Genomic DNA, 26689 nt, shown 5'->3' with positions numbered 1-26689 from the left:
TCTTTAGGTTTCCTTGTTCGCGGGCCATCATGATCCAGCACGACCCACTTCATCAAATCAGCTTTATTCAGCAAGCGCTCTCGCAAAATCGAAAGCCGATCGGTTTTTTCATCGGCGCCGGCTGCCCCTTGTCGGTTCGGGTTGAGCGTGAGGTCGGCGGTGTGACGAAAACTGAGCCGCTCATTTGGGATGTAGCAGGCTTAACCGCGATCATTCACCAAGCCTGCAAGGGCACCCCGGAGACGCCGTCCGCTTGGGACAGAGTTGTTACCGTGGTCGACGAGGATGGAGGAGATTCGAATAATATCGAACTTCTACTGAGCACCATCCGGCTTCTTATCAGTGTTGCAGGGGTCGGCACGGCGCGTGGCCTTCAACGAGACGAACTGCGCATCCTCGATGGAAAGATTTGTAAGGTGATCTCGGATGTCGTCGATGTCCCGCTGCCATCTCACGACACGCCCTATCACAATCTCGCGATCTGGGCGCGGTCTATCCACCGCGAGCAACCGGTCCACGTCTTCACGACCAACTACGACCTGCTTCTCGAACAGGCTTTCGAGGAAAGCGACGCGCCCTATTTCGATGGCTTTATCGGCGCGCGCCGAGCGTTCTTCGATCTTGGAGCAGTGGAGGACGAAACGCTGCTTCCATCCCGCTGGTCTCGCCTATGGAAAATTCATGGCTCGCTAAACTGGCGCCTCGATAAGACGGGGGCGGTCGTTCGCAGCGACGTCAAGAATGACGGGTCATCCTACCTGATTTACCCGTCTCACCTGAAATACAACGAGAGCCGCAAGATGCCTTACCTGGCGATGCTCGATCGGCTGAAGGCGTTCCTCCTGAAGCCGTCGTCTGCGCTCTTCATTTGCGGCTATTCGTTCGCCGACGAGCATATCAACGATGTCATCTGCCGCAGCCTTTCGACCAACTCGACCACGCAGGTCTTTGCCTTCATGCATGGCGCCCTCGGCGACGCGAAATACAAATCGGCCCGTGAGTGTGCATTGCGTACGCCCAATCTAAGCCTGATGGGGTTCGACGAGGCCATCATCGGACGGAATTCGGGTAGCTGGAAACCAAATGACGGCGATCCACCCGCCCTCCCGCCAAAAATCTATGCCTCGGACGGGACGACGGCATCGGTTCAGCTCGGCGATTTTGCAGCTTTCGGCAATCTCCTGCGAGGCCTGTCAGGCGTCAAGGAAGATACATCGACACCACCGGTGTCATGAGCATGCGGTCTGAAAACCTCAATGCGGCGACAGCGATCGGGTCGGTCCAAGATGTCAGCGGAACGTCCGTAAGCGTGACCTTACGCGCGGACCGCTTCTCGGGCCTCAGCTTCGTCGATGGACAGGGCTATCGGATCGGCCAGATCGGGAGCTTCGTGAAGATCCCGATCGGCTATATGGACCTGTTTGGGATCGTGTCGCAGGTCGGGGCCAGCGCCGTTCCTGAGAGTCTGGCCAAGGACTTGCCAAATGGATTGCGCTGGATGACGGTCCAGTTGATCGGCGAGGGCTATCGAACGGGCCGCTTCCAGCGCGGGATCTCGCAATATCCGACCATCGACGACGAGGTTCATCTCGTTTCTGAAGCCGACTTAAGGGTGATTTATGGCAAATCCGATCGGCAAAACCATCTGGTGCGTGTCGGGCATATCGCGGGCAGCGAGTCGATTGACGCTTTGGTCGACATCAACAAGCTCGTCACGCGGCATTCCGCAGTGGTCGGCACCACGGGCTCGGGCAAGTCAACCACCGTTGCTGGTTTACTCAACGTGCTGTCGAACGAAGAACGCTTTCCCTCTGCGCGCATTGTCGTCCTCGATCTTCACGGCGAATATGCCAAGGCGCTCGGTGATCGGGCGACCGTGTTCCGGATCAATCCAGACCCTCGCAACCCGAACGAGCAACGGCTTTGCATCCCCTTTTGGGCGCTGAGCTTTGACGAAATGCTGCGCGTGACATTTGGCGCGCTGTCGACCGATGGCAAGGCGCGTAATGTCATTCTAGAACGCGTGCTCGCCGCAAAGGCCGCAAGCCTCGCGACCTCGCCTATCCGCGGACTTACCGCAGAGAATCTTAGTGCGGACAGCCCGGTCCCTTTCTCGCTGCACAAGCTCTGGCATGAACTCTACGGCTTGGATTTCGCGACCTACTACAACAGCAAGGGCAGTCCCGCAGATCCGGCGACCTGGGCCTATGAGTTAGATGCGAGCAACAATGAGATCGTCGGCAACGCCGAGGCGGGCCATCCGCCGCGCTTTCGCAAGGTTAAGAACGTCAAGGACGATCCGGAGAAGATCAACTATGTTCCTGATGGCCTGAATATCCGAGCCCAACTCGAGGCGCTCGGATCGAAATTACGGGTGTCGCGCTACGATTTCCTGCTCCGTGCAGGAGACTGGCACCCAGATGCCGAAGGCATTGTCACCAAGGGTCTCGCCGACCTGATGAAGGCATGGCTCGGCAGCCCCAAGCCGATCACTATTCTCGACCTGTCCGGCATTCCATCGTCAATGACCAACGACATCATCGGCAATGTTCTGCGGGTGCTCTATGATGGGCTGTTCTGGGCAAGGAACCTCTCAGAAGGCGGCAGGGAGCGGCCGTTGCTGATCGTGATGGAAGAAGCCCACGCCTATTTGAACGACAATTTCGACAGCGCTGCCTCGCTGATTACACAGCGTATCGTCAAAGAAGGCCGCAAATACGGTATCGGCGCGATGATCGTCAGCCAACGCCCTTCGGAGATTAATGCAACCATTCTGTCGCAGTGCGGCACGTTCTTCGCCATGCGGCTGAGCAACGGCTCTGATCGCTCGCAAGTGACCGGTGCTCTTTCGGACAATCTTGAGGGATTGACCAATATGTTGCCGATTCTGCGAACAGGGGAGGCGATCATCCTTGGTGAGGCGGTTGGCCTACCGATGCGAACGATGATCCAGGCCCCGCCCAAAGGCAGGCGACCAGACAGCCAGGATCCGGTGATCTGTGACGAATTCTCGCCCGACGAGTCGATGACACCTGGTGGGTGGAACGTCAAGCCGCTCGAAGCGCCCAGTTACGATCCCTTTGTCGAAACCTGGCTTCAGCAAAACCCTATCCCGTCGAACAACCCATAAGGACAAGACGCAAATGGCATGGCAGCAATTTCCTGCGTTCACTTCGTCGAACATCAGCGCGATCAGATATGAAGACCAACAGCTGATCCTGGAGGTGACCTTTCACAATGGCGGCACCTATCAATATTACGACGTGCCCAATCATGTCGCGGCGGCCCTCAACGCGGCCGGCTCGAAGGGGGAGTACCTCGCCAGCGATATCAAAGGGAACTATCGGTACAGCAAGGTATGAACGAACGGCGGATTAAACGCCGGCCGTTGACAGCAGGATCGATTGAAAAGGCATGGGGCTGCAGCCTGGCGCCTTTTCCCGATCCTCTCAGATTGGACTGAGTGAAATCCGATTGCCTGGCACATGGCGAAAAGCTCGATCTCGGCAAGTCAGCAAGATAACCTGCATCCGCTCGGCAGCCTCGCTCAGTATCTCGACCATCAAATCGAGCCGGGCATCGTCAGCATAGACCAGCGGATCATCGAGGATCAACGACACCGGCTGACCCTGCTCGAGTAGCATGTCTGCAAACGCGATCCTCGTCAGAACCGCCAGTTGTTCCTGTGTGCCGCGCGACAGATCGCCGCACCCTTCGCTGATCCCACCTCGGACAACCGCATCCAACATAAGATCCTCAGAGAAGCTTAGATCACAGCCGGGCAACAGCCGCTCGATGTACCTTTTCGCGCGCTTCGCCACTGGGCCGACGAACTTAGCTGACGTCTCGTCGCGTGCCTCATCGAGCGTTTCGCGCAGCAGCTTCAGCGTTTCGGCCTCTTCGGTTACGCGTTGCAGCGCCGAACGAGCGGCCTCGGCTTCCTCGCGGGCGCCCGCCTCCCGGTCGGCAAGACCCTTGCCCCCCTCGCTCTCGATCGTCCCTTCAAACCGGGCAATCTCCATCTCAAGCTTTGTCCGCGCTTCCCCCGCCGCCCTGCTCCGCGCATCGACCGTCTCGATCTTCCGCGCGATCGCCGCGGCGTCGTGCGCTGTTGCGTCGCGGGTCGCATCTTCGAGCTTCACGGCCGCCTCAGCAGTCTGCTCGCGGGCACGGGTGAGTTCCTCCGCCAAGCTCGGAAATTCCGGCCGGCTCTCGATCGCTGTGATTTGACCCGTAGCGTTGGCGAGATCGCTCGCGGCACGCGCCTCGGCGGCGGCAAGCGGTGCATCCTCCTCCTCGGCACGCCGGAGAGCGGCGAGCGCGCTATCCTGGGCGCCTTCGGACCGCGCGAGCGCGGTGTCGGCCGCCTCCAGAGCATTCGTGAGGGCTGCGGTGTCGGGAAGTTCGCCCTCACCCGCCGCGGTTTCATCGGCAAGCTCGACGATGAAGAGCTTGAGCGCACTAGCGCCGGCAGCGAGCCCGATATTTTCGTCGGCCGGCGTCGTTGCTTCGATCCGCGCCGCTATCGTGCGCAGTTCGCTCGCAGCGTCCCGCGCGGCGTCGTTACGTGCGCGCGCTGCCGCAAGGTCAGCAAGATCGAGATCTGCCAGCGCAGATTGCTGCTTCTTCAAAGCTGAGGAAAGAGTCTCTTCGGCGCTGGCTGCCCCGGCGGCCGGTATCACGATCAGCTCAGCGCCACCGATACAGAAATGGGTTCTGCCGGTGAGGGTCCGCTCGCCGGGGCCCGCGGGTTCGCCGTCAATCAGGATGCCGGCTGTGTCGCCGGTCAGCGCGATGCGCGTCGCGCCGGCGCTCTGCGCTGCACGCGCCTCGGCAATCGCTCGCTCATTCGTCTCGAGCAATTCGATCGTCTTGGCGGGGATCGATGTCGCCGCGAGGATATTGGCCTCGCTCTGGAGCCGTTCAAGCTCGACCAACTCCACATGCCGCCTGCGCGCCGCTGCGACGCCGGTCTTACGACGTGCAGCGCGCACGCGATCCTCACCAACGCTGAGAGCGGAGCGCGCGTCCTGACGCGCCGTTCGGGCATTTTCGAGCGCTGAACGCGCATCGACAAGCCGCTGCTTGGCCGTAGCCAGTCCCTCACCAACGTCCGTCCGCTTGGCACGCGCCTGCTCCAGCGCGAGGCTGGCCTTGTCCCGAGCTTCCGTGGCCGAGCGGTGGCGCTCGGAGAGGTCTTCGAGCCCCTTCGCCTTCGCGCTGACGGCCTCATGCTCGGCACGACGGGTCGCGAGGATCTGTGCGGCCGCACGCGCGACCTCCAGGGACGCGACCAGATCCTTCCGGGTCTGGACATCCGTGTCGTCGGCGATCTCGCGCTGAACCACCTTCAGCCTGGCGCGCGCGGCTTCGAGTTCGGCGAACGTCTTCTCCAATCCCGCGAGTCTGTCAGCGGCGTCTCGCGCGGCGGTCTCGGCGTTTTCGACACGCTCGCGCACCTCATTTTGTCGCTCACGCTTCTGACCCGTTGGCGACCAGTATCGGGCAAACTGCTCGTCGATCCGGGTGCGGACACGTTTGTAAGCCGGACCGCCCATGATCGAGCCGACCTCGGCTTCCAGGGTCGACCTGACTGTATCGCGGACGATTTGCCCGGGTGCGGTGACCGCGAGAGCGTCCGTTTGCGCTACCCAGAGCAGACCCAGGGCACCATAGGTTCCGGCATCGCCCTTCTGACTTGTATCGCGGACCGAGCCGAGAAGCGCATGGAGCCGGGCTTCGGCTTCCTCACTCTGGGCCTTCCCCTGTGGCCCCGTGACTTCGATCGTGGCGCCCCGCAGGAACCGCTTTGTGACCGTCCACGGCGCCCCGTCGGCCTCGAACGACACCTGGATCTCCGGCCCGACCGCCTCGCCATAGGGCGCGAAGGATTGGGCGAGCTGGTTTTTGGTCCCGTGGCGCACGAAAAAGGCTGCCCGAAGCGCCTCGAGCAAGGTCGATTTCCCGGTTTCGTTGGGTTCGATGATGATGTTGAGGCCATCGGTCAGGCCTTCGATCGCCATCGGTTCGCGAAACTTGCGGAAGCCGTCCACGGCGATCCGGCGGAGCCGCAGGCTCATGCCTTTTCCTCCCGGCTATATTCGACGAACAGGCGCTCAAGCGCGCGTTTGGCGACCGATACTTCTGGGCCACCGGCTTCAATACGGGCGGAGAGTTTCGCGGCGGCAACGCCGAGCATGCCTTCAACCGCGAGCTGAGCGAGATCATCTTCGCTCGGCCGCCCGACGAGGTCGCTGGCGCGAACATCGAGATAGCGGACGCGGTGGCTGACGTCATTCTCAAGCCTGCCGAGCATTGCGACGCGATCGGTGAGGCTGGTGATGCCGGCAAGCGACAGTTCGAGAAGCGTCGCCGGTGGGTCGATCGATGCCAATAGCTGATCGCATTCCGCCTCGAACGCGGCCTGGTCGTTCACAGTCCAGCTGCGCCTGATCCATTGGAAACGACCGGTGCGGATTGGCGTGACGATTGGCCCGCGGCGCTCGTCGATCTCGACCAGCAGGATGTGCCCCGGCTCGTCCCGCTGAAAGCGATCGGTCTCAGGCGTGCCTGAATACCAGGTGCGCGCGTCGACCTTCAGCGTTCCATGCCAGTCGCCGAGCGCGAGATAATCGAGGTTGGATCTGCGGGCACGGTCGGGGGCGATCTGGTTCTTGGTCTCGCCCTGCGTCCCAAAATCACGGATCGACCCGTGAGCCACGCCGAGCCGCAGCCGTGCGCCGGGCGTTGCCATGCCGTCGAACAGGTCGGTCGGATCATCGAGATTGTGCCGGTGTGTGAGCGGCGCAGGCAACAGCCACACGCCTGGCTCGATCTCCTGCGGCTCCGGCTCGGTGAGGACGGTGATGGTGCCGCCCGCGCGCTGACGCACGCGATCCCACAGACCGCCATTCCGCGCGAAATCATGATTGCCGGGCAGCAACCACCAACGACAAGTGTGCCGCTCCATCCGCGATATCGCCTGTACGATCGTACGATCCTCGGGGCCTTCGGTGTCGAAGACGTCGCCGGCGACAAACACATGATTGGCACCGTGATGGGGGGCCGCCTTACCGATCGCATCGATGGCATCGAAGCGTGCCTCGGTCAGCGCTCCGCGAACCTCCGGTTCGAATCGCCCATAAGGCTTGCCAAGTTGCCAGTCGGCCGTGTGGATGAATTTCATTGTACTCTATCGATGGCAGTTTCGTCGGACGGCCTCAGAGGCTCAAGCCGACCGGCCAATCAAAGCCGACCTGCCAAAGCTCCGGCTGCCGCATCCGTGATTGTATAGACTGCCTCTCGCTGCGCACCACGTTTATGGTGATCGACGCGAGAGCTCTGATAGTGACGGCGAGCGAGACCGGCCCGCACCAAATCTGACACCGCGCGGCTGACGTTTGCTCGACCCGACCGCCGCGCTACCGGCGTCCTTTTTCCACGCCGATCCACAGACCTCGGTTGCGGAAGGTCCATAAGATCGGCAAAACTCTCGCTTGAACTGGTATGACCCAATCCACAAAGCAAAACCCGTCACGGCGACACCACTTTATTCCCCAGTTCCTGCTGAGGGAATGGGGTGACGGTGCAGGCGACCTGGTCTGTTATTGGCCTCGGGGCGATGGCAAGGTTCGCAGCAAGCCGCTCAGTCCCAAGAGCGTGGCTTACGAGGACTGGCTCTACGAGACGACTGGCTTCCCAGCCGAACACGCGCAACAAATGGAAGACATCTATTTCAAGCTGATCGACGATCGTGCGTCGAACGCCCACCGTCTTCTGGTAGACGGCCGAACCGGCGAGATGAGTCACGAGATGATGTGCGACTGGGCGCGGTTTATCATGTCGATCTGGTTTCGCACACCGGGCGACGTGAAAGGGCTAAAGACCGTTATCAACGCGCTTTCCGACCCTGCCGTTAGCGAGGCTGCTATCGGCCTGACCGTTCCTGATGACTTTCCCGAAGCAGCCTTGAATCAATTGCAGATGGAGGCGATACGCCGCGCCATCGACGATCCCGAGCGGGGACAGGCTTTCCTTTCTATGGAGTGGGCCACGATCACGTCGACGGAAACCCGTAGCTTCCTGATCTCGGATTGGCCGCTCGATACGGCCAAAGATCTGCCGTTCCTGGGACATCCGAAATCGTACATTACGATCCCAATCAGCCCCCGGCAGCTCTTCATCGCGGCGCCATCGCGGGCGTTTCTCCTCGCTCTTGGCGATCTCCAAGAAGGTGAGCTCGAGCGCAGGCAGAATTATGCCACGGTCGCTCAAGCGCGGAGCTTTGTCGGCGCCTCTAACGATGAGGAGGACGCCTTTATCAAGCAAAACTTCGGATGCGAAAAAAGGCCCTCGATCGCACGATCGATAGCGGAGGCTTGGAATGTCCAAATCTGACCTCCGCGTGCTCTATGCCTTTCGGCGCCGATCCGCTTGGGCAGCCGATTGAAAAAACGCATATTCTGCGGTTTCCTCGAAGCGAACATGAGGCACTATCAGCGAGGTGGACGCGTTGACGATATATGGCCGCATTTCCTTGTGGAACGGCCGTTGATCGATCTTCGCTAGAACCTGAAACCCTCCCAGGCCCATGCTGAACACATTCAGGTTTCCAGACCGGATGCGGAATGGATTGAAGATAAATTTGCGCGCGTCATGATCGGCAGAGGCATACCGTAGCAAAGCGATTTCGATTTCAGGGAAATCTGGAAGGTTGCTCAGCCCGAACAATATGTTGCCGATGATGGACTCGTATTTCCCCAGGGTGATTTCGATCCATTCCTCTCGCACGCTGATCGATGCCCGCCAGAGGATTGCCAACATCGCGCGCGCAAAGGTCGCGCCGTTGAATTCCGATTGCCGGTAAAAACTGCCTGTCGGAGCGGCGCTGCTCGCCGGCAACGACCCGCAGAAATTGATCGCATATTCGTCAAACACACCAAGCTTGCCGTCGCATTCGGAGCACAGAATGTTGAAATCGAATGGCCCTAGAGGTTGGTTCGCGGGTTTTGCGCCGCCCGCGCGAACCGCTTTGTTATGACCGTCCGCTTCGCTCAAGGGCCGCGCAAACCCCTGCGGGATGATGTGCGCTTTGCAGAGCTTGGTAGCGTCGCAATCGGGCGCTCTGCACTGAGCGAGAGGCATCCCTTCATCTCCTCGCCGGACGACCTTCATAGCGGCTCATAATACTGATCGCAGCCCGTCAGCTCTGAAAATTCGGCGGACGGAAAGGTGACGATCCTGCGGATGCACTCCCTGGGCAAGGCAACTCGGACGCGGTCATGCGGCAGACCATCGTAGGAGTGGCCAGCACGCCAAGCAGAGAACTGCCGCGCAATGTGCAACTCGAACCCGAGGCTATCTGGAAACAAAGCGTTGGGGATCGCCGCCTCCATAACGGATGGGATACCAACCGATCGCAGCACCGGTCCGAGCGTCGGGTCGCGGTCGATCGCCGCGTACAGGGATTCCCCACCCCAGAAGCGGAGAAAATCCTCAATCCCCGTGTCGTTATGCGGCCGCGTGAACAGAAACCAGATGCGGCCAGCTCGGGTTGGCGAGTCTGCCTGGTGCCGTCCCTTGAACCCATCGGCGATAGCCGAGGAGAAAGCGCCTTCCGCTTGTGCTGCATCGATCCGCTGGAGCACCGCGTCAACGCTGGGAAGAAACATGCCATTGACGAGGATGGCTTCTGCTTCGCGCGCCGTCAGGCGAGTGTTATGCCAAGCGAGAATATCATGAGGCTCGAGCAGGGCGTAGAGCCTGCGAATGATATCGTCATAGTCATAGGGCGTCGCAAAGCGCTGAACGCCGTGCCAGTCGTCGAGAATCGCGACCGTCTCGTCGAGGAAATTGATGACCTCCGCCGGCCATGTGGCGGGCGCATCGTAATCAAGAATCATGGCGCCTTCTCGATCATCGAGGCGAGGCGGAAAGGCAAACCCGTTTTCACGCTGGGAAGGCTTCGGAAACCCGGTTCGAGGTCGCCCAGAGCGCGGACATGCCGGAGAGTTGGTCGAGGATGAGCGGCTCGCGCAATCGCACGTCGACGCTTCGCAGATGAAGGCGGGCCGCGCTGTTCGAAACGCGATAGGGCAGGGTCAGCACGGTCTCGCCCAACCCGGCGTGGTGCGGATAGAGCAAGACCAACTCACGGCAGTCGTATAATTGGCCGTAGGCCATCATCTGGTAGACATCGGACTGGCTGACACCGTGCTTACGATCCTCGACCGAAGGTGACAGCCGTTTCCACTTGGTGTCGATTATCGCGACAACTTTCCCGCCGTCCTTCGGATGGCGACGGAGAACCAAGTCGGGCTTCGTCTGGAAGCGCCCGCGCCCCCCCTCCTCGATCAAACAGAACAACCGACCGCCCTGCGCCTCCACGCTCAGATCGAGCGGGCGGATCGCCTTTCTCATCAAAGCCGCAACATAGGCTTCGAACAGATCATTCATCGGAAAGAGGAGCGCGATCCCTTGGCCGGCGTCAGAGGCGCGGTGCGTCGCCTGCCAGTCGCGCTTTAGAAACAGCCGCGCGAGCCCGTAGAGCGTTTCCCAGCGGCGATTGGTCCGGTCGATGCGAACCGATCCCCAAGGAAGGGCGGACACGCCGACATCGCTGATATCCGCCAGAACGAAGCGCAACTCGTCGAGTTTCCGGGTTGTCGCCCCTGCCCTAGCATGGCGACGGAGCGCGATCACACATGCCTTCATGACCTGCAAAAGCGGAATATCGTTGGAGAGAGCGTCAAACCGGCAAGCAAGCCTATCCGGCCGCACTGCGTGCGCGGTAAATTGCCTCACCACGTTCAGGCGGCCACGCAGGGCCGGCAGGTCTTGCTCCTGTGCCAGATACATCCGCGGCAACCCGCGCCGCGCCTCTTTCAACAGCTTGTCAGCAAAAATCCGGATCAGGATATCAAGCAGGCTCTCTTGCTGCCGTGCCATACTCGCCGCCACGCCATCGCCGATGTTCAATCCCAAGGCCACATCAAGCATTCGAACCAGACGCTGGCGCACGGAGCTCCGGGTTTCGATGTCCTCCCCTTCCGTTGGGTCGATCTTCGGAAGGATTTCGAGGCTGCATCCCGGCGCGGCGATCACCCCGACCGTCTGTCGTGCGGTCAGGTGGCGGTAGTGATCGCCAAGGATCCCCGTGCCCTCATCACCGCCGAGGGGGTGAGCGCGAGCAGCAGCGATCAGCGCATTGGCCTGCGCGCGCGTGAAGCCGGCCTCGTCTGATCGATCGAGTACTGGGACACGTCCCCATTCGCTGACCGACAAATGGCTCATTCGGGCTCGGATTCTGCCGGCGCCTTGCCGATCAGGCCTGCGAAGGCATCATCCCCGAACCTGTCGCGCACGAACCAGCTATCGCGCTCCTCGCCTTCGATGCCCGGGGGAGGTGCGAGCTTTCGCGCGCCGATGAAGCCATCGCCAAGCACGCCCTGTATCCGGCTCCAATCCTCAAAGAAATATTCCTGAAGAAGCGGAATCACCTTGTCTCGCATCACGCTGGCGACAGCCGCTCGGCTGTCGCATCCCATGAAAAACGCGTGACCGATCCGATGTTCTCGATCGATCAGGTACTCGATACGGTCGTTGATCGTCACAAGCACAGCCTTCAGATCGATGCCATCGACGGTCCCGAGCAACTCCGGTCTTGGCGTGATCTCCTGGAAGACGAAGCGGCGGCGTAACGCTGTATCGAGCAGCGCGATCGAGCGGTCGGCCGTGTTCATCGTACCGATGATGTGAAGGTTGGCGGGGACGCCGAAGTCTCGCTTCTTCGAGTAAGGCAAGGTCAGGGTCAGGGCATTGTCCATACCGAGCCGCTTGTCAGGCTCGATCAAGGTGATCAGCTCGCCGAAAACCTTGGAGATATTGGCTCGGTTGATTTCATCGATGATGAGAACGAACTGGTCAGGCTCGACCTCTCCTTCACCAACCGCTTCCGCGCTCTCATCGCCAATCAGGCGCCCGAGTGCCGGCAGGTTCACCCGCTTCGTCGCGATCGGATAAAGCGTGCGCATCGTGAAGTTGCCGTCGACGATGGTGTCGAGGGCTAAAGGCTCATCGAGCGTGAGCAGCCAACGCACATCCCGCCGATGCGCGTAATGCCCCTCGGCTGAAGGTTCATATCGATAGTCGCCTGTTACCTCGGCGACGGCCCGGAAGGCCGTATTACCGTAGGGGACAATGACGATGTCGCCCACCTTCATTTCACTGCGGAAGGGCCACATCTGGGTCCAATTGCTGGGTGTGGGATCCTCGGGATTCCGTTCAAGCCACTCCGCCTTGATTGCTTCGAAGGTGGAAAATCGCTCGTCACTCCAGTCTATCGAACCTCCCCAACCGAGCGTGATGTAGTTGTTTGAAATCGCAGCATCGTAGACATCGTCCTCGCTGCCGATCGCGCCTTGGCCCATCTTCCAGAACCGGCGATCGTTGAAATCGAAGCCTGTTGCACTGACCGACGGCACGGTGCGCGTGCGCGCCTGATCGGCAAGCGCACAAATTTCACGGAAGACGCCAGGACGTGCCTCAAGCCGAAAACCGACCGTGGCTCCGTCGTTGTCTCCGGTCTCAGGGCGCAGCCCCTCCACAAAGCTCTCATAGTCGTAATTCTGGTGGAAGGTGACGAAGGCGATCCGTTTCTCTGCCTCCAGGTCGCGATATCGGCCCATGAGGGTCTTCCTGCCGTCCCCGGTGTCAGGATAATCCGCACTGCCGTCACAGAGCGCCACGGCCTCACGGGCCGTCTGATAGGTCTTGCCGGTGCCCGGCGGTCCAAAGAGGATAAGGTTGGTTGGCAGTTGCTTTGGCCCTGTCACGTCGCCAGCCTCCGATTTCAGTGAAAAGGTCAGTTTGCGGGTCGTGCTTTGCCGCGGCCCCTCCGCTGTTGGGCGCGGCACATTTGCAAGCTCCAAAAAGAGTCGGCCCTCAAGCGCCTGACAGATGTTCGGCCACGCCATCTGCAGGCCCATCTCGTTGTTCAGCGGTCCAACGGTGATCGTTACCGTCGGCTGCCCCTCGGCGCGCGCAGGGGTGATGTAATTGTCCAAGACGTACCGACGGATCTTGTCCGCCTGGCTCTCGTCTTCCTCGTCCTCGTCCGTCGTCTCGGACGTCGAATAGTTCGGATCACGACCTTCGCGAAAATAGCCATATTGCTTGAGGGCCGCGATCATGTTTCCTAGCTGGACTTGCGGCTCCTCCGCTTTTGGCACCACGGCCCGCATGCCTTCCAGATCTGCTTCCGGGTCGCTCTTAAGCGCGGTCAGCTTGTCGAGAAGCTGCTGCCATTTCCCGGCATCGAACAGTTCGTCGAGCGTGTCTTCGGCGAAGCCGAGACCGTGTATACCGCGTTCCGCCCGGAAGCTTCGACGGACTCGGTTGTCCGTTGCCTTTTTGGTCAGGGACTGTCCCTTCCAAAGGCGTTTGCCCAACCAAGTCCTGAACTCTTGTTCCTGCATCTCTTCCCCCACGCCGGGCCGGCGGCACCGAATTTGATATCTTTCTATGCAGCCCTAATGACCTTCGGGACGACCGTCAGACCAGGGAAGCGGGTTCGCCTTTGCGGCGAGATAACTCGCATCCAGGCGTGGCGTCAGGAGCAGGATGGCCGATATGCGTCGCGCCGCGTCAGGCAAGAACATCATCTCTTGGATGGATAGAGGGCGGCCCAGCACCCCTTGTTCTCGATAGGAGAGCCACTTTTTCAGAACTTGGTATCCTGAGAGCGAATAACTCCACACCAATTCTGGGATGTTTTTGAGAAATACGCGGTCAGATAAATAAATATCGTATGTTGCCAGTCCGAGAAGGGCAAAAAGCTCCTCGCTATCAATCTCCTGCGCCGCGGCCTCCTCCTCGAAAGCCACGCGCTCTTCGACGGAGTAACCACGACGGACAACCTTCCCTCTTCCGGGCATGACAATCTGGTTTCCGTTGGCGGTGATCTGGATGTTGCCCCAGCCGGCCCGTACCGACAGATCGTCGTCAGCAATCATTTCACCATCGGTGCGGGCCGGTTGGGCGACGACCCTTAGACCCGGATGTGCAGCGCCGCCGATCATTGGCGCGACGTTTGATTCGGTGTCGAGCAGTTTCGCCAGTATCTCGCCAGCTCCTGCAGAGACGGCGAGGACGGGAGGGTCTGCCGGTACAGGAACGCGCGGCCACCCCATCCGCAACGCGCTCCTGTTGTCCGTCCTGTTCGCCGGCGAATGCAACATGGCGAGCGCGTGATGAAATATTGTTGTTGGCGCGAGCTCTAGGTCTCGTAGATACTCAGCAACCGAACGCGAGAGGTTGATCCTCGGCTCACCTTTAGGCTCGTCCGGTGCGAGCAGCATCGGGAAGAAGGTAGAGAACCCACTCCCATAATTATCCGCAAGCGTGCTCGTCAGAGCGCCGCGATCGAAGCTCTCCTGAGTTTGCTTCTCACGCGCCTCGATCCAGAGATTTCCGCTGAACGCATTCGGAAAGAAGTCGGGGCTTTTTTCACCCAGCAGCTTTGTCTCCGGTTCCCAATATATCCAGCGCGTGTCGAATGGGCGGTAGCTGTACTTCACGATGTTATCAGCAAGGATGCCCGTTTTCAGAAGTTCAGCTCGCGTCTTGGCCGGTTCATATCGCTTAGTTGCTTGAGAAGCCTCGGGGTAGCGAGACGCGAAATTCTCGAAGCTCAATGCCGTATCGTAATATTCAGCAATACGTTTGCCGAGCGCATTACGGTCAATATCTACAAGAAATTGATCACGTTTCGTCTGAACACCAGACATATATGCCGGCAGCAATTCCGTGATCTGTGGCCAATCTAAATATCCGTTCTGGAGGTTGGTCTTGATGAACGGTAGGCCAAGCGGCAGCGAAGGCGTGACCTTTTCGTAGATGTCCTCAGCCGCCGCGCTCCCGGTCGCTGCGAGTTCGTCTACCTTACCCGTGCCCCAGAGCAACCGTGACTCGATGGTCGATGCGGCGACATGGTCCAGCCGGCGAACCATCGTCGTGATGGTTGTTCCGACCTGAATTCCCTCTCGATTTTGAACCGTCGAGAAGATCGAAGGGTCTGCAAGGCCATCCGGTGTCTTCTTCCCTGTCTTATATTTGTCGCCGTTCAAAACATCGACGCGGATAGCGTCAAACACGTCGAGAAAACGCTCGCGCATTCCGGTGAACGATAAGCCGTCGAGCCATGAGTAATTCGATATGAAGCAGACGACACCCGCGCCTGTCTTGTCGACGATGCGCCGCTCGGCCATCCGAAAGAAGCGAACGTACAGGTCGTTGAGGCCCTGTCCTTCGGGCGGTTGGACAGCCTTAGTCGTCTTATAAGCTGACGATAGCTCGCGCTCTTCCTCAACGGCGACACCCGCAAAGCCGTTATAGGGAGGATTGCCTAGGATCACTAAAATAGGCGCGTCCTGCTTCACTTCGTCAGCGCGTCGCCGTTCTTCTTCGAGTTCGGGGAAGGGCAACGGCTTCGATACCACCGGCTCCCAACCGGTCAGCGCGTTGGTGAGATAGACTCTCGCCCGCTCGTCTTCCGATTGCAGAACCGCGCCCAACGAGCGCAGAACAAGCCCCGCCTGAAGATGCGCGACGATGAAAGGCGCGGGCATGATCTCAAATCCGAAAACGCGTTCCAGCGCAGCTTTCTTGACCAATTGGCCCGTCATGCTGCCATAGCCCGCTGCAGCCAATGACTCGCTGATCCTGCGTAGGACCGACGCGATAAACGTCCCGGTCCCGCAGCACGGGTCAAGAATGTATACGTTCTCGGATGCCAGACCCTCAGGCAGCCCGAGGTCTGTTTTCAACGCAAGGTCCACCCGCGCGACCATATAATCGACGACAGGTGTCGGCGTGTACCATACGCCTAGTTCCTTGCGCAGGACCGGGTCAAAGGCCTCAAGAAACGGCTCGTAGAAATAGGGCACCGCCTCGGTGTCGTCGAACTTGTCGAAGAATGAGTCGACCTGAACTCGATTCAGCGTCCCCGCCGTCCAATCCAGCACCTCCGTCAGGTGCAACGGCTGGAGGTGGAGGGGGCTTGCGATTTGCTGGAAGAGAGTACGTACGAACGGAACATTAAGGTGCCAAACTGCACCATGCCAGTCGAACCGCTCCGTCGGCCTCGGTAGCTGGCGAGCCCAAAGCACCCAGGCGGAAAACACTCCATAGAAGAGTGTTTGCACGAGCGTGGATCGGAAGAAATGGTCGCCCTTCTCAGCTTCGAAAGCGACTCCCAAAGCCCCTTCAAGCGACTCGCGGACGGTGTGAAGCGCGGGTAGATCTCCGGCATCCGTAACCCTTTGAAGCGCGTCTCTTGCGTAGGATGCGAGGAACCAAGCGACGTCTTTTGGTTCATGGAGTGCTACAGATTGTGTGAGAGCGCGGCGGAGGAACTCAAAGAAAGTGCGCCCGTATTGCCGTGCCGATTTCGTTGGTTCCGAGACCAGGTCCCAGAATGCTTTCTCGGACGTAGCAAACCGGAAGGTTTCCAGCCGCACTGGCAATCCGCTCGGCCCTTCGCCGATGACGATGAAATCGCGTAAATTTGTGACGAGGACGCTTCGGTAAGCGCCAAAATATTTGGTGACCTGTTCCGTTTTGGCGGTCACCCAAGCGTCGTCACCGACGCTCTTCATTTCAATCACGCCGCGCTCGGGGGACTGGCCGCGCCGAGGTTCTCCCTTCTGCAGCTGTGACGCTGCGAAAAGACCGAAATCGGGGTGGCCCGCGCCAGTGTTGCCAAGGTCCGACAGGCATATGACCCGCGGGCTCAACTCGGCGCCGATGCCGTTGAGGACTTCAGCAAAAGCGGGATAATAAGACCGCTCTTTGGTTCCCGCTCCTAGGCTTCGAACATCCCTGAGCGATCGAAAATAGCGCTCAATCTTGGCCTCGACCTTATCCACGTGTACCCAATGCCCCCATCCTCTCACGGGGGCGTGATCGCCCCAAGCCTGCGTCTGCGCCCATACGGAGAGTCAATCTGAATATCGCGGCGATGCTGCCGCGTGGCAATGTCAAACCTGACCCGCTCGCCGCGGCCCTAAACGTCGACTTCAATCGCCAGCTCAAGCTGCAAATGCTGACAATATTCCGTCGAGCCGAGATATTTTATTGGATTCACGCGGCGGCCGCAAACATGTGTTGGATCAGAAAAGGATCGCCCGTGCCGCTGCGGTGATGCGATATATAGAAGACGCGCTTAATCTGGGGCACGAAGCTCGATCTGAGCAGCGCGGCGTCGCCGGCAATCGTCAGGTCACGGCCGCGGTACATAATCGCCGTCTGGACAGACTGGATCGCGAGAAAGATCTGGCTGTCATGCGCCTACGGCGCCGTTTCGAATTCAGCTGATCCGATAATACATGCAGGACTAAGGTTCTCGACATTTGTTAATTCGCAGTTGTCAATCTGATCCAATTAACAAGCCGCTAGTCAGCGGTGTGGATCAGGCGCATCATAAGAATTCTTCTAATGGCTGCAAATTAAGACGTCGAGCGCTGCATCATGCCAGCACGGCACGTGCCGCGGCGCGCTCACCGTGTTCGAACGCCTCGGCAAAGCTGTCGAGGTCGACGCTGGTCATGCCGAGCGCGCGTCCCTCGTCTTGCCAAGCCGCGACGGCATGTTCGACCTGAGCTAGCATATCCCTCGCGCGATACGGGCTGATGCGAAAGTACGGCAGCACCGACATCAGGGCATCGATGGTTGCCTCGGGTCCAACCTCTTCCGAGACCCAAGTCTTCAATTCGCGCAGTCGCTCGGGGAACGGGTTGATGTCGAAGGCTGGCGCCAGCCGCCACAGGCCACGATCGACGTGCAGGAAGCCATGGTTCATCAGATGATCGTCGACATTCGTAATCAGGATCGAGAAAGCGATCCTGCGCCATAGCTCCTCGATGTCGGCAGTGGGGGCGCTCCCATTCACACGGAGCGCATCGACGATCTCGGTATAGGCATGCTCCTGCGCATCGCCGGGCTCCGCACCGATCATCGTCGCCGCCGAGACGTACATGAGCCGCCCGCCTCCCGCGGGCCGATCGAACCGCCGGATCAGCGCGATCGCGTCACCATCGCTGTCGATCAGTCGGGCGTCGGCCGCGTCGATGCCGGCGCGGCGGGCAAGACGCATCGCCAGCACCTCCCCCCGCGTCACCGAGCGCTCGTCGGCGACGCTTGGAAACTTGCCGATCGACAGGCGCCCCTCGTCATCGACGACGGTGCATTTGGGGCGAAGTCCGCCTAGCGAGGTGCCGCGACCGCGCAAATAGGCGAGATCGGCTGCGGTTTCGGTGTTGGTCTCGACTGCCCGACTGGCGGCCAGGAGATGACCCAGCTCGATGAGGGGTGGAGTGGTGCGGCGACCATCCTCGGTCGCCCGCTGAGCGGTCCCTTGTTCGTCAACGAGACGCAGCGCGCCAACCCGGCTGACGTCGTCGACCGCCAACAGATAATCGAGGCCATTCAGTGCCCGAGCATCGACCTCATCACCGCGGCGGCGGGCATCTTGCCGCCGCTTGGCATGGTCGCGCTGGATGACGCGCTTGCCCCAGCCGTCCGGTTCGGTGTCGGCGATGGCGGCATGGAAGACAGAACCGGTGCCGATCTTGCGGTGAAACTGCGGGCCGGCGACTAGCGGCAACGCAGGCTCTAGGGCGAAGCGATCGGGGTCTGCCAGCCAGGCGGCATCGTATTCGAAGCCCGCGCTCTCGCGGCTCCCCTGCTGATTGTAGTGCAGCAATCCGACACCGCGGGCTTCGTCGCCGATCTGAATGCCAATCGTCCGCCTCACAGCGAAACCGGCGGTTTGGGCCTGCGGACGCGCTGCGGCATGCGCTCCACGTCGAGCAACAGACCCTGCTCGTCGTTCCTGGCGTCGAGGATGTCTCCGAGGCTTTCGCCGAACCCCAGAACGAAGAACGTCATGGCGTACGTGCCCAGCGCGACCGTCGGATCGCCTTTCTCCAGCTTGAGGTATGTGCTCTTGGCCACACCGATGCGTTCGGCCATCATGACCACTGTGAGGCTGCGCTTCTTGCGCGCCAGCGCGATATCAGCGCCCAGCTTCGTCAAGCTGCGCCTCACGCGCGGCGGAAGAGTATCAGCGACAGTCGATCGCATCTCGAGTCTCATATAAGCGCCCATCAGGCTAATACGGTACGTTATACACGACCTTACGTTGCCAGTCGAGATAGCCGGTTCGAGACGCGTTGCCCGGGTTCGACAGGCGCGGATGCAACTGACTGCTCGGGCGGCATCGACAGAACCGGCAATCTCACACAGAGCGTCGGCCGTGGCGGGTTGTTCTTCAGGTCGCCGGCATCGCGGGGCGTGGCACGTGCAAGTCGCATGGCGCGGCGCTATGTCTTTGGTCTACCGATCGGACCGAGCAACCTTCATGAGGCAGAATGAAAGCCCTAGACGCCCTGAAGGCTGCACCCCCTGAGGTGCGCGCCGCCGCGCTTGCTGTTCTCGATCAGGTGTCGGCGCCATTGACCGAGAGACAACTCGCGAGCGCCTTTCGCGCCCATGGCATCGGGCTACTCGATGCCAAACGCCTGGCACGAGCCTTGCGCAAGCTCGATATCATCGCGGTCGCCCCTCGCGGCCCTTGAAGCTCGCGCATTGTGGGCTTCGGACTGGCACGGACGCGCCCTGTCGGGCTATATTCGAAATCGCGCCCAGAACCACACGCGAGAAGGTAGACGATCATGACCGAAGCGACCTGGGGTGAAAGCGCGAAGACACCCGAGATCAACTGGCGGATGAGCGCCTCGCTCGAAAACGTCCCGCGCGGCGATAGCGACGTGGCCGAAGTCACCAACCTCGAACGGGCAGTTCGCGATTGGCAGAAACTGGACCCCGAGCATCAAGCCGCGGCCGTCTTGACGGTAGAGCATCCCGTCCAGATCGAGGGCGCCTCCAGCACGACCTTTACCGGTGAGGGTATCGCAGCACTGGCGGAGCACCTGCCGGCTTCCAGCACACCAGAGGAGTAAGGCGGCATGGCCAATCCCAGCGTCCGTTTCGAGATGGGGGACTATTACTGGGTTGCCGAACGCGAGAGCGTCGGGTTCACGGGTGCCACCAACTTAGGAGTCGTCGAGTTCCTCATCACCAGCGAGGCTTTGACGCAGCTCCTCGATCCCGATCGCGATACGCTCGATTCCGAAACTGCCCTCGAGGTCTTCATCGAGTTCGAGAGCGACATTCATCGCATAGCACAGCGCGAGTTCGTCAAGCGGCTCGGCGGGGAGCCCCCGATCCTGCTGACTGCGGCCGACGTAGAAAGCTGAAGCCGTGGCGGAAGGAAGCGCCATCCGGATCGATCCATGCCATCCGACGGGCACCATCCCCGAGGTGCCTCAGCTGAGGATGCGGGCGGCACGCTTTCTCACTGATCCAGCACTTCCTCATATCGGCCTGCGCGGCGCAGCTGACGGACAATGCCGTTGAACGCGGCGGTCACACCCTGCGCCCTGCCGATCTCATTCTCCTGGCGCGCCGCATCCCAATAAAGCTCGAGCGGCCAACGCTCCGGGCAATGCGGTAGAAGACACCGAAGCGCCAGGCGAACCTCTACGCCGTCCACGCGCGCGTCTGAGCAGCGGGCGACGCCGCTCCGCAGGATATGGACCGATAGCGCGATGACGACGCGCTGGTGGCGAGCGAGCTTTGCCATCGCTCAACGAAAGTCATGCGATTTGAAGCGAACCGCGTCCTCGGGGTCCATGCCCTCGGCGTGCGGCGGCCAGTAGCAGTTCCGCGGCTCCGGCTTCCAACCCGCGTCACCCCGGTCAGGCGATCCGGCATGCTTGGCCCCGTCGCCGCGGCCGGTACGATGGGGGAACGACCTCTCGCCCACGTGGTGCAGCAGATCACCATGGTCGATGATCCGGTCGCAGATGACGTGGATCACCTCGCCCTCTTTCTGCACCCTGCCCTTCATGCCGATCATCGACGCGGACATGATCGTTCGGCGTTGCCGCTCGAACCGATCCGGCCACAGGATGCCGTTGGCGATCCCGGTCTCGTCCTCGATCGTAATGAACAGCACGCCCTTGGCCGACCCCGGCTTCTGGCGGACCAGAATGATCCCGGCGACCTCGACGTACCGGCCATCCCGGATGTTCGCGAGTTCCGCGCATTTGGTCACTCCACGTCGCGCGAGCTCACCCCGAACGAACGTCAGCGGATGCGCCCGCAGCGACAGCTGAAGCGAGCGATAATCCTCGATTACCTCGCGCCCGTCCGTCAACGGACGGAGCGCGACGGACGGTTCGATCCCTTCGGCGCTGATCGTCTCCGCAGCGCGATCCGCGGCGGCGAACAGCGGCAGTGGCGCCTCGCCGAGGCCCCTCACCTTCCACAGGCCCTGCCGCCGATCCGCGCCGAAGGTGTGAAACGCATCGGCATCCGCCAGCTTTTCGATCGCGGCACGCTGGACGCCGGATCGACGCCACACGTCATCAATGGAATCGAACAACGTCGTGCTGCGTGCGCCTACAATCGCGGCCCCGTCGGCGTTCGACAGGCCGCGCACCTGGCGAAGCCCGAGCCGCACCGCGAGGTAGCGGCCGCCTGTCGGCTCCAACGTGCAGTCCCAGCGGCTCGCGTTGATGCACGGGGGCCGCACCTGGATATCGTGCGCCTGAGCATCGCGCACGATCTGCGCGGGCGCATAAAATCCCATCGGCTGCGCGTTCATCAGCGACGCGCAGAAGACGTCGGGATGATGATGCTTCATCCACGACGAGGCGTAAGAGATCTTGGCGAACGAGGCCGCGTGGCTTTCCGGAAAGCCATAGGAGCCGAAGCCTTCCAGTTGGCGGAAGGTGCGTTCTGCGAAGTCGCGCGGATAACCGCGCGCGACCATGCCCTCGACCAGCTTTTCCGAGAAGTGCGATACGCCGCCGGTGACCTTGAAGGTCGCCATGGCGCGGCGCAGCTGGTCCGCTTCGGCCGGCGTGAAGCCTGCGCCGACGATCGCGACCTTCATCGCCTGTTCCTGGAATAGCGGCACGCCAAGCGTCTTTTCCAGCACCGCGCGGAGCTCCGGCCGGGGATATTCGGGCTTCTCCAGCCCCTCGCGCCGCCGTAGATAGGGATGAACCATGTCGCCCTGGATCGGCCCGGGTCGGACGATCGCGACCTGGATCACGAGATCGTAGAACCGGCGCGGCTTCATCCGCGGCAGCATCGACATCTGCGCGCGGCTCTCGATCTGGAAGGTTCCGAGCGTATCGGCCTTCTGGATCATCGCGTACACCGCGGGATCGTCGTCCTGGAGGTCGGCCAGACCGATGCGGATGCCCTTATCCTGCTCGAGCATGTTGAAGGCACGGTTCATGCAGCCGAGCATGCCGAGGCCGAGCACATCGACCTTCATGAACTTCAGCGCATCGATGTCGTCCTTGTCCCATTCGATGATCTGGCGATCCTCCATCGCGGCAGGCTCGATCGGCACGAGATCGTCGAGCCGATCATGCGTCAGGACAAACCCGCCTGGGTGCTGGCTCATGTGGCGGGGCACGCCGATCAACTTGCGGGCCAGTTCCAGGGTCAAGCGCAGCCGTCGATCGCCGATATCGAGGTTGAGTTCCTCGACCTGCTTCTCACCCACGCCTTCGGCGGACCAGCCCCACACCAGCCCCGCCAGCGAGGACGTCAGGTCTTCGGGCAACCCCAACGCCTTGCCGACATCGCGCACCGCACCGCGCGCGCGGTAGCGCTGGACCACCGCGGTCAACGCGGATCGATCACGCCCGTAGGTTTCATAGATCCACTGGATGATCTCTTCGCGGCGCTCATGCTCGAAGTCGACGTCAATGTCGGGTGGCTCGCGCCGTTCGCCCGACACGAAGCGCTCGAACAGAAGCTCGTGCTTGATCGGATCGATCGAGGTGACGCCGAGCACGAAGCACACGCACGAATTGGCCGCCGAGCCTCGGCCCTGGCACAGGATCCCGCGGCGGCGTGCTTCGCGTACGATCGCGTAGACCGTCAGGAAGTAGGGCGCGTAACCCAGTTCGCCGATCAACCGCATCTCGTGGCCGATCTGGTCGGTATAAGCGGCCGGGACGTTGCCATCGAACATCCGCTCGACCGCTTCGGTGGCCAGCTTCTGCAGCGCGTCCTGCGCGCTCAGGCCGTCGATCAGCCGCTCGTGAGGATATTGATAGGCCAGCTCACCAAGATCGAAGGTGCAAGCCCGGGCGATATCGACGCTGGCGCGCAGCGCATCGGGATAATCACGAAAGCGCCGGACCATTTCCTCCGGCGATTTGAGCGCGCGATCGGCGTTGATCTCACGGCGGTAGCCGAGCTCATCAACGGTGCACTTCTCGCGCACGGCCGTAACCACGTCCTGCAGCAGGCGGGCTTCGGGCGCATGGTAGAGGACGTCACCGGTTGCGACCGCGCGGACGCCGGCGCCGCCAGCCTGCCTAGCCAGCGCATCGATACGGACGGCGTCGTCCGGTCGCCGGCGCTGGAACAGCGCCATGTACCCGCGCCGCCCATAGACCGTCTTCAGGTCGGCAAGTGCCGCAAGGTTCGCCTGATCCGCCTCGTCCGGCAGCAGGATCGCGATGACCCCCTCCGACCATGGCTCGAGGTCGTGCCAGTGGAGCAGGCAGCCCCCCTTCCCCGCCCGCTTTTTGCCGACCGTCAGCAGCCGCGTGATCCGTGACCAGGCGGGGCGATCGGTGGGATAGAGGATCAGGCGGCGCCCGCAGGAGAGATCGACACGCGTACCCGCGATCGAGCGGACGCCGGTCGCCTTTTGCGCCTCCCAGGCGCGCACGACGCCCGCCACCGTACCGATGTCGCTGGTCCCAATCGCGGAATACCCGAGCAGTGCCGCCGCCGCGAACAGCTCGTCGGGGCTCGACGCGCCGCGCAGCAGCGAGAAATGGGTGAGCACCTGAAGCTCGACATAGGGCGCGCTCATGCGAACACCCCGTGGATCCACCAGCTGAGATCGCCGGTATCATCATGGGTGCCGTCGCCGCGCCGGAATACCCAGAAACGGCCGCCTGCCTCATCCTCGACGCGGTAATAGTCCCGTACCGCCCAAGTCTCGGCGTCGCGGCGCCACCATTCGCCGTGGATCCGCTCGGGTCCATCGCCGGCCACGACCTTGTGCGCCTGGCCTCGCCACTCGAAGCGCCGCGGCGGTTGATCGGGGAGCAGCGCGATGACGCCCCATAGCGGCTCCGGTCTGGCGAACAGCCGCACCGGCCGCCGCCATGTCGGCCACCCTGCCGGCATTTCGACCGGGTCGGCGCGCGCGACCGCTCGCTCGGGTACATGGCTCGGGATCGGCGCGATCCGATAGACAGCATTCGGGCCGATGCGGCCGGCGACGACATCGACGAGGCGCGCGGGGTCGCGCACCAGAACCTCGCCAGCTAGCACTGCGCCCAGGTCCATTGCATCGAGCGGCTCGGTATGCGGCGCTACCAGCAGGAACTGCTCAAGCCCCAGTCCGGGATCGATGCGCTCGATCCTGAGCTTCATGAGGCGCAGAAGATGGGAGACGTCGCGTGTCGGCCGCGATGTACCGACCGCCACGACCTGTTCGGTCCCATCGACGCAAACTCCCGACAGGCGGAGCGATCGCGCACCGAGCCCGCTCGTCTGCAGCACCTCGGCCAAATCGCCGAGCAAATCCTCCATCACCTGTGCGATCGCCTCGGCCGTGCCGATCGGCTCGAGCAGGCGGCGCTCGACGGCTGGAACGGTGACATCTTCGCGCGGCGTGATCGGCTCCGCCACGCCGCCGAGCGCCTGATCGAGCCGGGTGATGGCGGGCAGGCCCAGCCGCCGCGCAAGCGGGCCGCGCGCTACCGGCAAAAGGTCTGCGATAGTCTCGAAACCGAACCGCTTAGCCGCACTGAGCGCCGTGCCGGTCAGTCGCAAGGCGGCGATCGGAAGCGGCGAAATCGCTTGGACCGTACCACCGGCCGGCACGATCGTCAGATCTTCTCGGCCGTACCGGGCGAGCGCGTGTGCGGCACCAGGCGTGTCGGCGACCGCGATGCGCGCCGTGAATCCGGCGCGCTGGCAGAAGGCGCGCAGGCGTCGGCAAAAGCGCTCTTCTCCCCCGTAAAGGTGATCGCATCCGGCGAGGTCGAGCCATACGCCGTCGGTCGTCGCGGCGGCAATGGGCGACCAACGCCGAACGGCAAGCAGCGCCAAGCGATCGAGCAGGACCGCGTCCGCCTCTGGCTGGGCGGGCCGGAAGTCGAGATCGGACACCAGAGCGCGGGCATGGGTAGCGGCCATTCCGACATGGATACCGAGCGAGGCCGCCGCAGCGCATGCCGCCACGATTTCCTCACGCCGCCCGACCTTGCCGACAAGCGCCAGCGGAGCATGAGCGGTTGCGGGCCGTGTCACGATCATGGCCGGTCGGGTGACCGACTGGCTCTTGTACGGATGGCTCGCGGCTTCCGATCGCCGCCCGAGTTCGCGCATGGGCGGCTTCGCATGCGCCGGAAGCGCGGCGACCTGCCCGGCAACCTCGATCTTGGTCGGCGATTGCGCTCGCGCCCAGCGCGCGCCCGGCCGCCATCCGCCACCCCTGGGGACAGAGCATTCACCCGGATCGTCGTCGATCGGGAGCTGGAGCGCTAACCGCTCAGGCCGCGGCGTGGCGTGCCGGTCCAGCCGTCTCAGCCGCTCGATGGCCAAGTGCGGCAGGAACAGCGAGACAACCCGTCTCATCGCACCCCTCCACGATCAATGAGAAGGACCCGCCGGTGCGTTGGCGCGCCAGCTCGACCGACCAACGGGCGCCTCCCACCCCGGCAACCGTGAGCCGCTGCGACGGAGCGCTGGCGACCCGCCAGCGCGTCCAGGCAGCGGAGGGCTCGCCGAGCGGGTCTTGCGATCGGCCCCGCCAGCGGCGCAGGAGCAGCACGGGAATGTCGGCTTCAGCAGCGACGAGCTGCAGGCGGCGCGTGGCGACCATCGAAACCTTTGCCGCCTCGGCCACCACCGCTGCCGGCGTACCATCCCGGATCGCGTCCTCGACAACCGCCAGAAGTGCTGCGTCGTCCTTGGGCTGGGCGTAGATCACGTTCGCCGAGCACAACCCGGCTTGCGCCAAGCCAGGCGCGTAAAGATCGTTCCGGCAGCTTGCCCAAAGCACCGGGGCACGCATATTTTGCGCTTCTCGCGCGGCGATACCGGCAAGGAACAACGTGGCAGCCGCATCGTCGACCAGCGAACAGGTCCGTGCGGCGACCTCGTGCAGCGCTCCAGCCCGGAGCCCTCCCCCATTCAGCCGGTTGTCGAGGTCACTCACGCCGAATGGCAGGACCCGGTAATCGGCGAGCGGCATCGCGATGCTTCGCAGATGGGCGATGCTCTGGGGAAGCGAATCGAGGACGGCTGACATGGTGGTTAGACTCTACGTGTTCGCTTTATGTTCCGTTACCGCCGGCGCTTGGTCAACGGATTTATGTCTGCCGGATCGAGTCTTTGGACTTGACCGCAGCCGAGGGCCGGACGGTACGGAGTCGTAACGAATACGAGGTCTACAGCGCGATCTCGAGTAAGTTGCCAGTATCGCCGCGCACGATCACGGGCATCGGCACGAAAACTGACGGTTCGCACCGCGTGGAACGATTACACAACAGACCAAAAACAAACCAAGAAGATT

The 26689-nt window shown here is 61.8% G+C and carries 21 protein-coding genes; 8 read left to right on the top strand and 13 right to left on the bottom strand.

The window, feature by feature from the left end; genetic code table 11:
- The first annotated feature begins 29 nt into the window (after positions 1 to 29).
- The 3 genes from L8G49_RS19520 to L8G49_RS19510 are packed head-to-tail and all read left to right on the top strand — an operon-like array spanning position 30 to position 3362.
- Complete coding sequence (locus tag L8G49_RS19520; RefSeq protein ID WP_242187485.1) at positions 30 to 1235, top strand: SIR2 family protein; 1206 nt, start codon at positions 30 to 32, stop codon at positions 1233 to 1235.
- Positions 1232 to 3130: an ATP-binding protein gene (locus tag L8G49_RS19515; RefSeq protein ID WP_242187483.1), complete on the top strand. Its 1899-nt coding sequence runs from the start codon at positions 1232 to 1234 to the stop codon at positions 3128 to 3130. The genes L8G49_RS19520 and L8G49_RS19515 overlap by 4 nt, the downstream gene beginning before the upstream one ends.
- Positions 3131 to 3143: 13 nt before the next feature.
- On the top strand, positions 3144 to 3362 hold the full coding sequence (locus L8G49_RS19510; protein WP_165954609.1) for a KTSC domain-containing protein: 219 nt from the start codon (positions 3144 to 3146) through the stop codon (positions 3360 to 3362).
- Positions 3363 to 3449: 87 nt separating this feature from the next.
- Here the strand turns inward: L8G49_RS19510 and L8G49_RS19505 are convergent, their stop codons facing one another.
- A complete protein-coding gene (locus L8G49_RS19505; RefSeq protein WP_242187479.1) occupies positions 3450 to 6080 on the bottom strand; it encodes an AAA family ATPase in 2631 nt (876 codons plus the stop codon).
- A complete protein-coding gene (locus L8G49_RS19500) occupies positions 6077 to 7186 on the bottom strand; it encodes a metallophosphoesterase (protein WP_242187470.1) in 1110 nt (369 codons plus the stop codon). Before L8G49_RS19500 ends, L8G49_RS19505 begins: the two co-directional genes overlap by 4 nt.
- Before the next feature lie 320 nt (positions 7187 to 7506).
- Here L8G49_RS19500 and L8G49_RS19495 point away from each other — a divergent pair, with 320 nt between their 5' ends.
- Positions 7507 to 8397, top strand: a complete 891-nt coding sequence (locus L8G49_RS19495; RefSeq protein ID WP_242187467.1) for a DUF4238 domain-containing protein — start codon at positions 7507 to 7509, stop codon at positions 8395 to 8397.
- 12 nt (positions 8398 to 8409) lie between these two features.
- On the opposite strand, the gene L8G49_RS19490 is transcribed toward L8G49_RS19495, so the two are convergent.
- Genes L8G49_RS19490 through L8G49_RS19470 form a run of 5 tightly spaced genes read right to left on the bottom strand, consistent with a single transcriptional unit; the run spans position 8410 to position 16925 of the window.
- Positions 8410 to 9144 (bottom strand): hypothetical protein, encoded by a 735-nt coding sequence (locus tag L8G49_RS19490; protein WP_242187466.1) that lies wholly within the window; start codon positions 9142 to 9144, stop codon positions 8410 to 8412.
- 26 nt (positions 9145 to 9170) lie between these two features.
- The gene (locus tag L8G49_RS19485; protein WP_242187465.1) at positions 9171 to 9902 is read right to left on the bottom strand and encodes a hypothetical protein; all 732 of its coding nucleotides are present in this window, start codon (positions 9900 to 9902) and stop codon (positions 9171 to 9173) included.
- 46 nt (positions 9903 to 9948) lie between these two features.
- The gene (locus L8G49_RS19480; RefSeq protein WP_242187463.1) at positions 9949 to 11292 is read right to left on the bottom strand and encodes an McrC family protein; all 1344 of its coding nucleotides are present in this window, start codon (positions 11290 to 11292) and stop codon (positions 9949 to 9951) included.
- Positions 11289 to 13475, bottom strand: coding sequence for an AAA family ATPase (locus L8G49_RS19475; protein WP_242187460.1), 2187 nt, complete (start codon positions 13473 to 13475; stop codon positions 11289 to 11291). The genes L8G49_RS19480 and L8G49_RS19475 overlap by 4 nt, the downstream gene beginning before the upstream one ends.
- Positions 13476 to 13529: 54 nt before the next feature.
- Positions 13530 to 16925 (bottom strand): type ISP restriction/modification enzyme, encoded by a 3396-nt coding sequence (locus L8G49_RS19470; protein ID WP_242187459.1) that lies wholly within the window; start codon positions 16923 to 16925, stop codon positions 13530 to 13532.
- 208 nt (positions 16926 to 17133) lie between these two features.
- On the opposite strand from L8G49_RS19470, the gene L8G49_RS19465 reads away from it, so the two are divergent.
- Positions 17134 to 17373 (top strand): hypothetical protein, encoded by a 240-nt coding sequence (locus L8G49_RS19465; RefSeq protein WP_242187458.1) that lies wholly within the window; start codon positions 17134 to 17136, stop codon positions 17371 to 17373.
- A gap of 151 nt (positions 17374 to 17524) precedes the next feature.
- On the opposite strand, the gene L8G49_RS19460 is transcribed toward L8G49_RS19465, so the two are convergent.
- Both L8G49_RS19460 and L8G49_RS19455 read right to left on the bottom strand, forming a co-directional pair.
- Entirely contained in the window at positions 17525 to 18811 is a 1287-nt protein-coding gene (locus L8G49_RS19460) for a type II toxin-antitoxin system HipA family toxin (RefSeq protein ID WP_242187456.1), read from the bottom strand.
- Positions 18808 to 19092 carry a helix-turn-helix transcriptional regulator gene (locus L8G49_RS19455; protein ID WP_198527092.1) on the bottom strand — a complete coding sequence of 95 codons (285 nt, stop codon included), beginning with the start codon at positions 19090 to 19092 and terminating at the stop codon, positions 18808 to 18810. Before L8G49_RS19455 ends, L8G49_RS19460 begins: the two co-directional genes overlap by 4 nt.
- A gap of 335 nt (positions 19093 to 19427) precedes the next feature.
- Here L8G49_RS19455 and L8G49_RS19450 point away from each other — a divergent pair, with 335 nt between their 5' ends.
- From L8G49_RS19450 to L8G49_RS19440, 3 genes are all read left to right on the top strand, one after another.
- Positions 19428 to 19634, top strand: a complete 207-nt coding sequence (locus L8G49_RS19450; RefSeq protein ID WP_037533394.1) for a hypothetical protein — start codon at positions 19428 to 19430, stop codon at positions 19632 to 19634.
- A 96-nt stretch (positions 19635 to 19730) separates the two neighbouring features.
- Positions 19731 to 20018 carry a hypothetical protein gene (locus L8G49_RS19445; protein WP_242187454.1) on the top strand — a complete coding sequence of 96 codons (288 nt, stop codon included), beginning with the start codon at positions 19731 to 19733 and terminating at the stop codon, positions 20016 to 20018.
- A gap of 6 nt (positions 20019 to 20024) precedes the next feature.
- Complete coding sequence (locus tag L8G49_RS19440) at positions 20025 to 20315, top strand: DUF1488 family protein (RefSeq protein ID WP_242153008.1); 291 nt, start codon at positions 20025 to 20027, stop codon at positions 20313 to 20315.
- A gap of 98 nt (positions 20316 to 20413) precedes the next feature.
- Here the strand turns inward: L8G49_RS19440 and L8G49_RS19435 are convergent, their stop codons facing one another.
- Genes L8G49_RS19435 through L8G49_RS19420 form a run of 4 tightly spaced genes read right to left on the bottom strand, consistent with a single transcriptional unit; the run spans position 20414 to position 26425 of the window.
- Positions 20414 to 20701 (bottom strand): hypothetical protein, encoded by a 288-nt coding sequence (locus tag L8G49_RS19435; RefSeq protein ID WP_056626057.1) that lies wholly within the window; start codon positions 20699 to 20701, stop codon positions 20414 to 20416.
- Between the two features lie 3 nt (positions 20702 to 20704).
- Positions 20705 to 23971, bottom strand: coding sequence for an error-prone DNA polymerase (locus tag L8G49_RS19430; protein ID WP_242187453.1), 3267 nt, complete (start codon positions 23969 to 23971; stop codon positions 20705 to 20707).
- On the bottom strand, positions 23968 to 25749 hold the full coding sequence (locus L8G49_RS19425; RefSeq protein WP_277923390.1) for a DNA polymerase Y family protein: 1782 nt from the start codon (positions 25747 to 25749) through the stop codon (positions 23968 to 23970). Before L8G49_RS19425 ends, L8G49_RS19430 begins: the two co-directional genes overlap by 4 nt.
- A complete protein-coding gene (locus L8G49_RS19420; protein WP_242187452.1) occupies positions 25664 to 26425 on the bottom strand; it encodes a protein ImuA in 762 nt (253 codons plus the stop codon). Before L8G49_RS19420 ends, L8G49_RS19425 begins: the two co-directional genes overlap by 86 nt.
- Positions 26426 to 26689: the final 264 nt, after the last annotated feature.

The organism is Sphingomonas sp. CARO-RG-8B-R24-01, assembly GCF_022662295.1.
GTDB lineage: Bacteria > Pseudomonadota > Alphaproteobacteria > Sphingomonadales > Sphingomonadaceae > Sphingomonas.
Note: the sequence above shows the minus strand (reverse complement) of the source record. Positions and strands in the feature narration are given on the sequence as shown.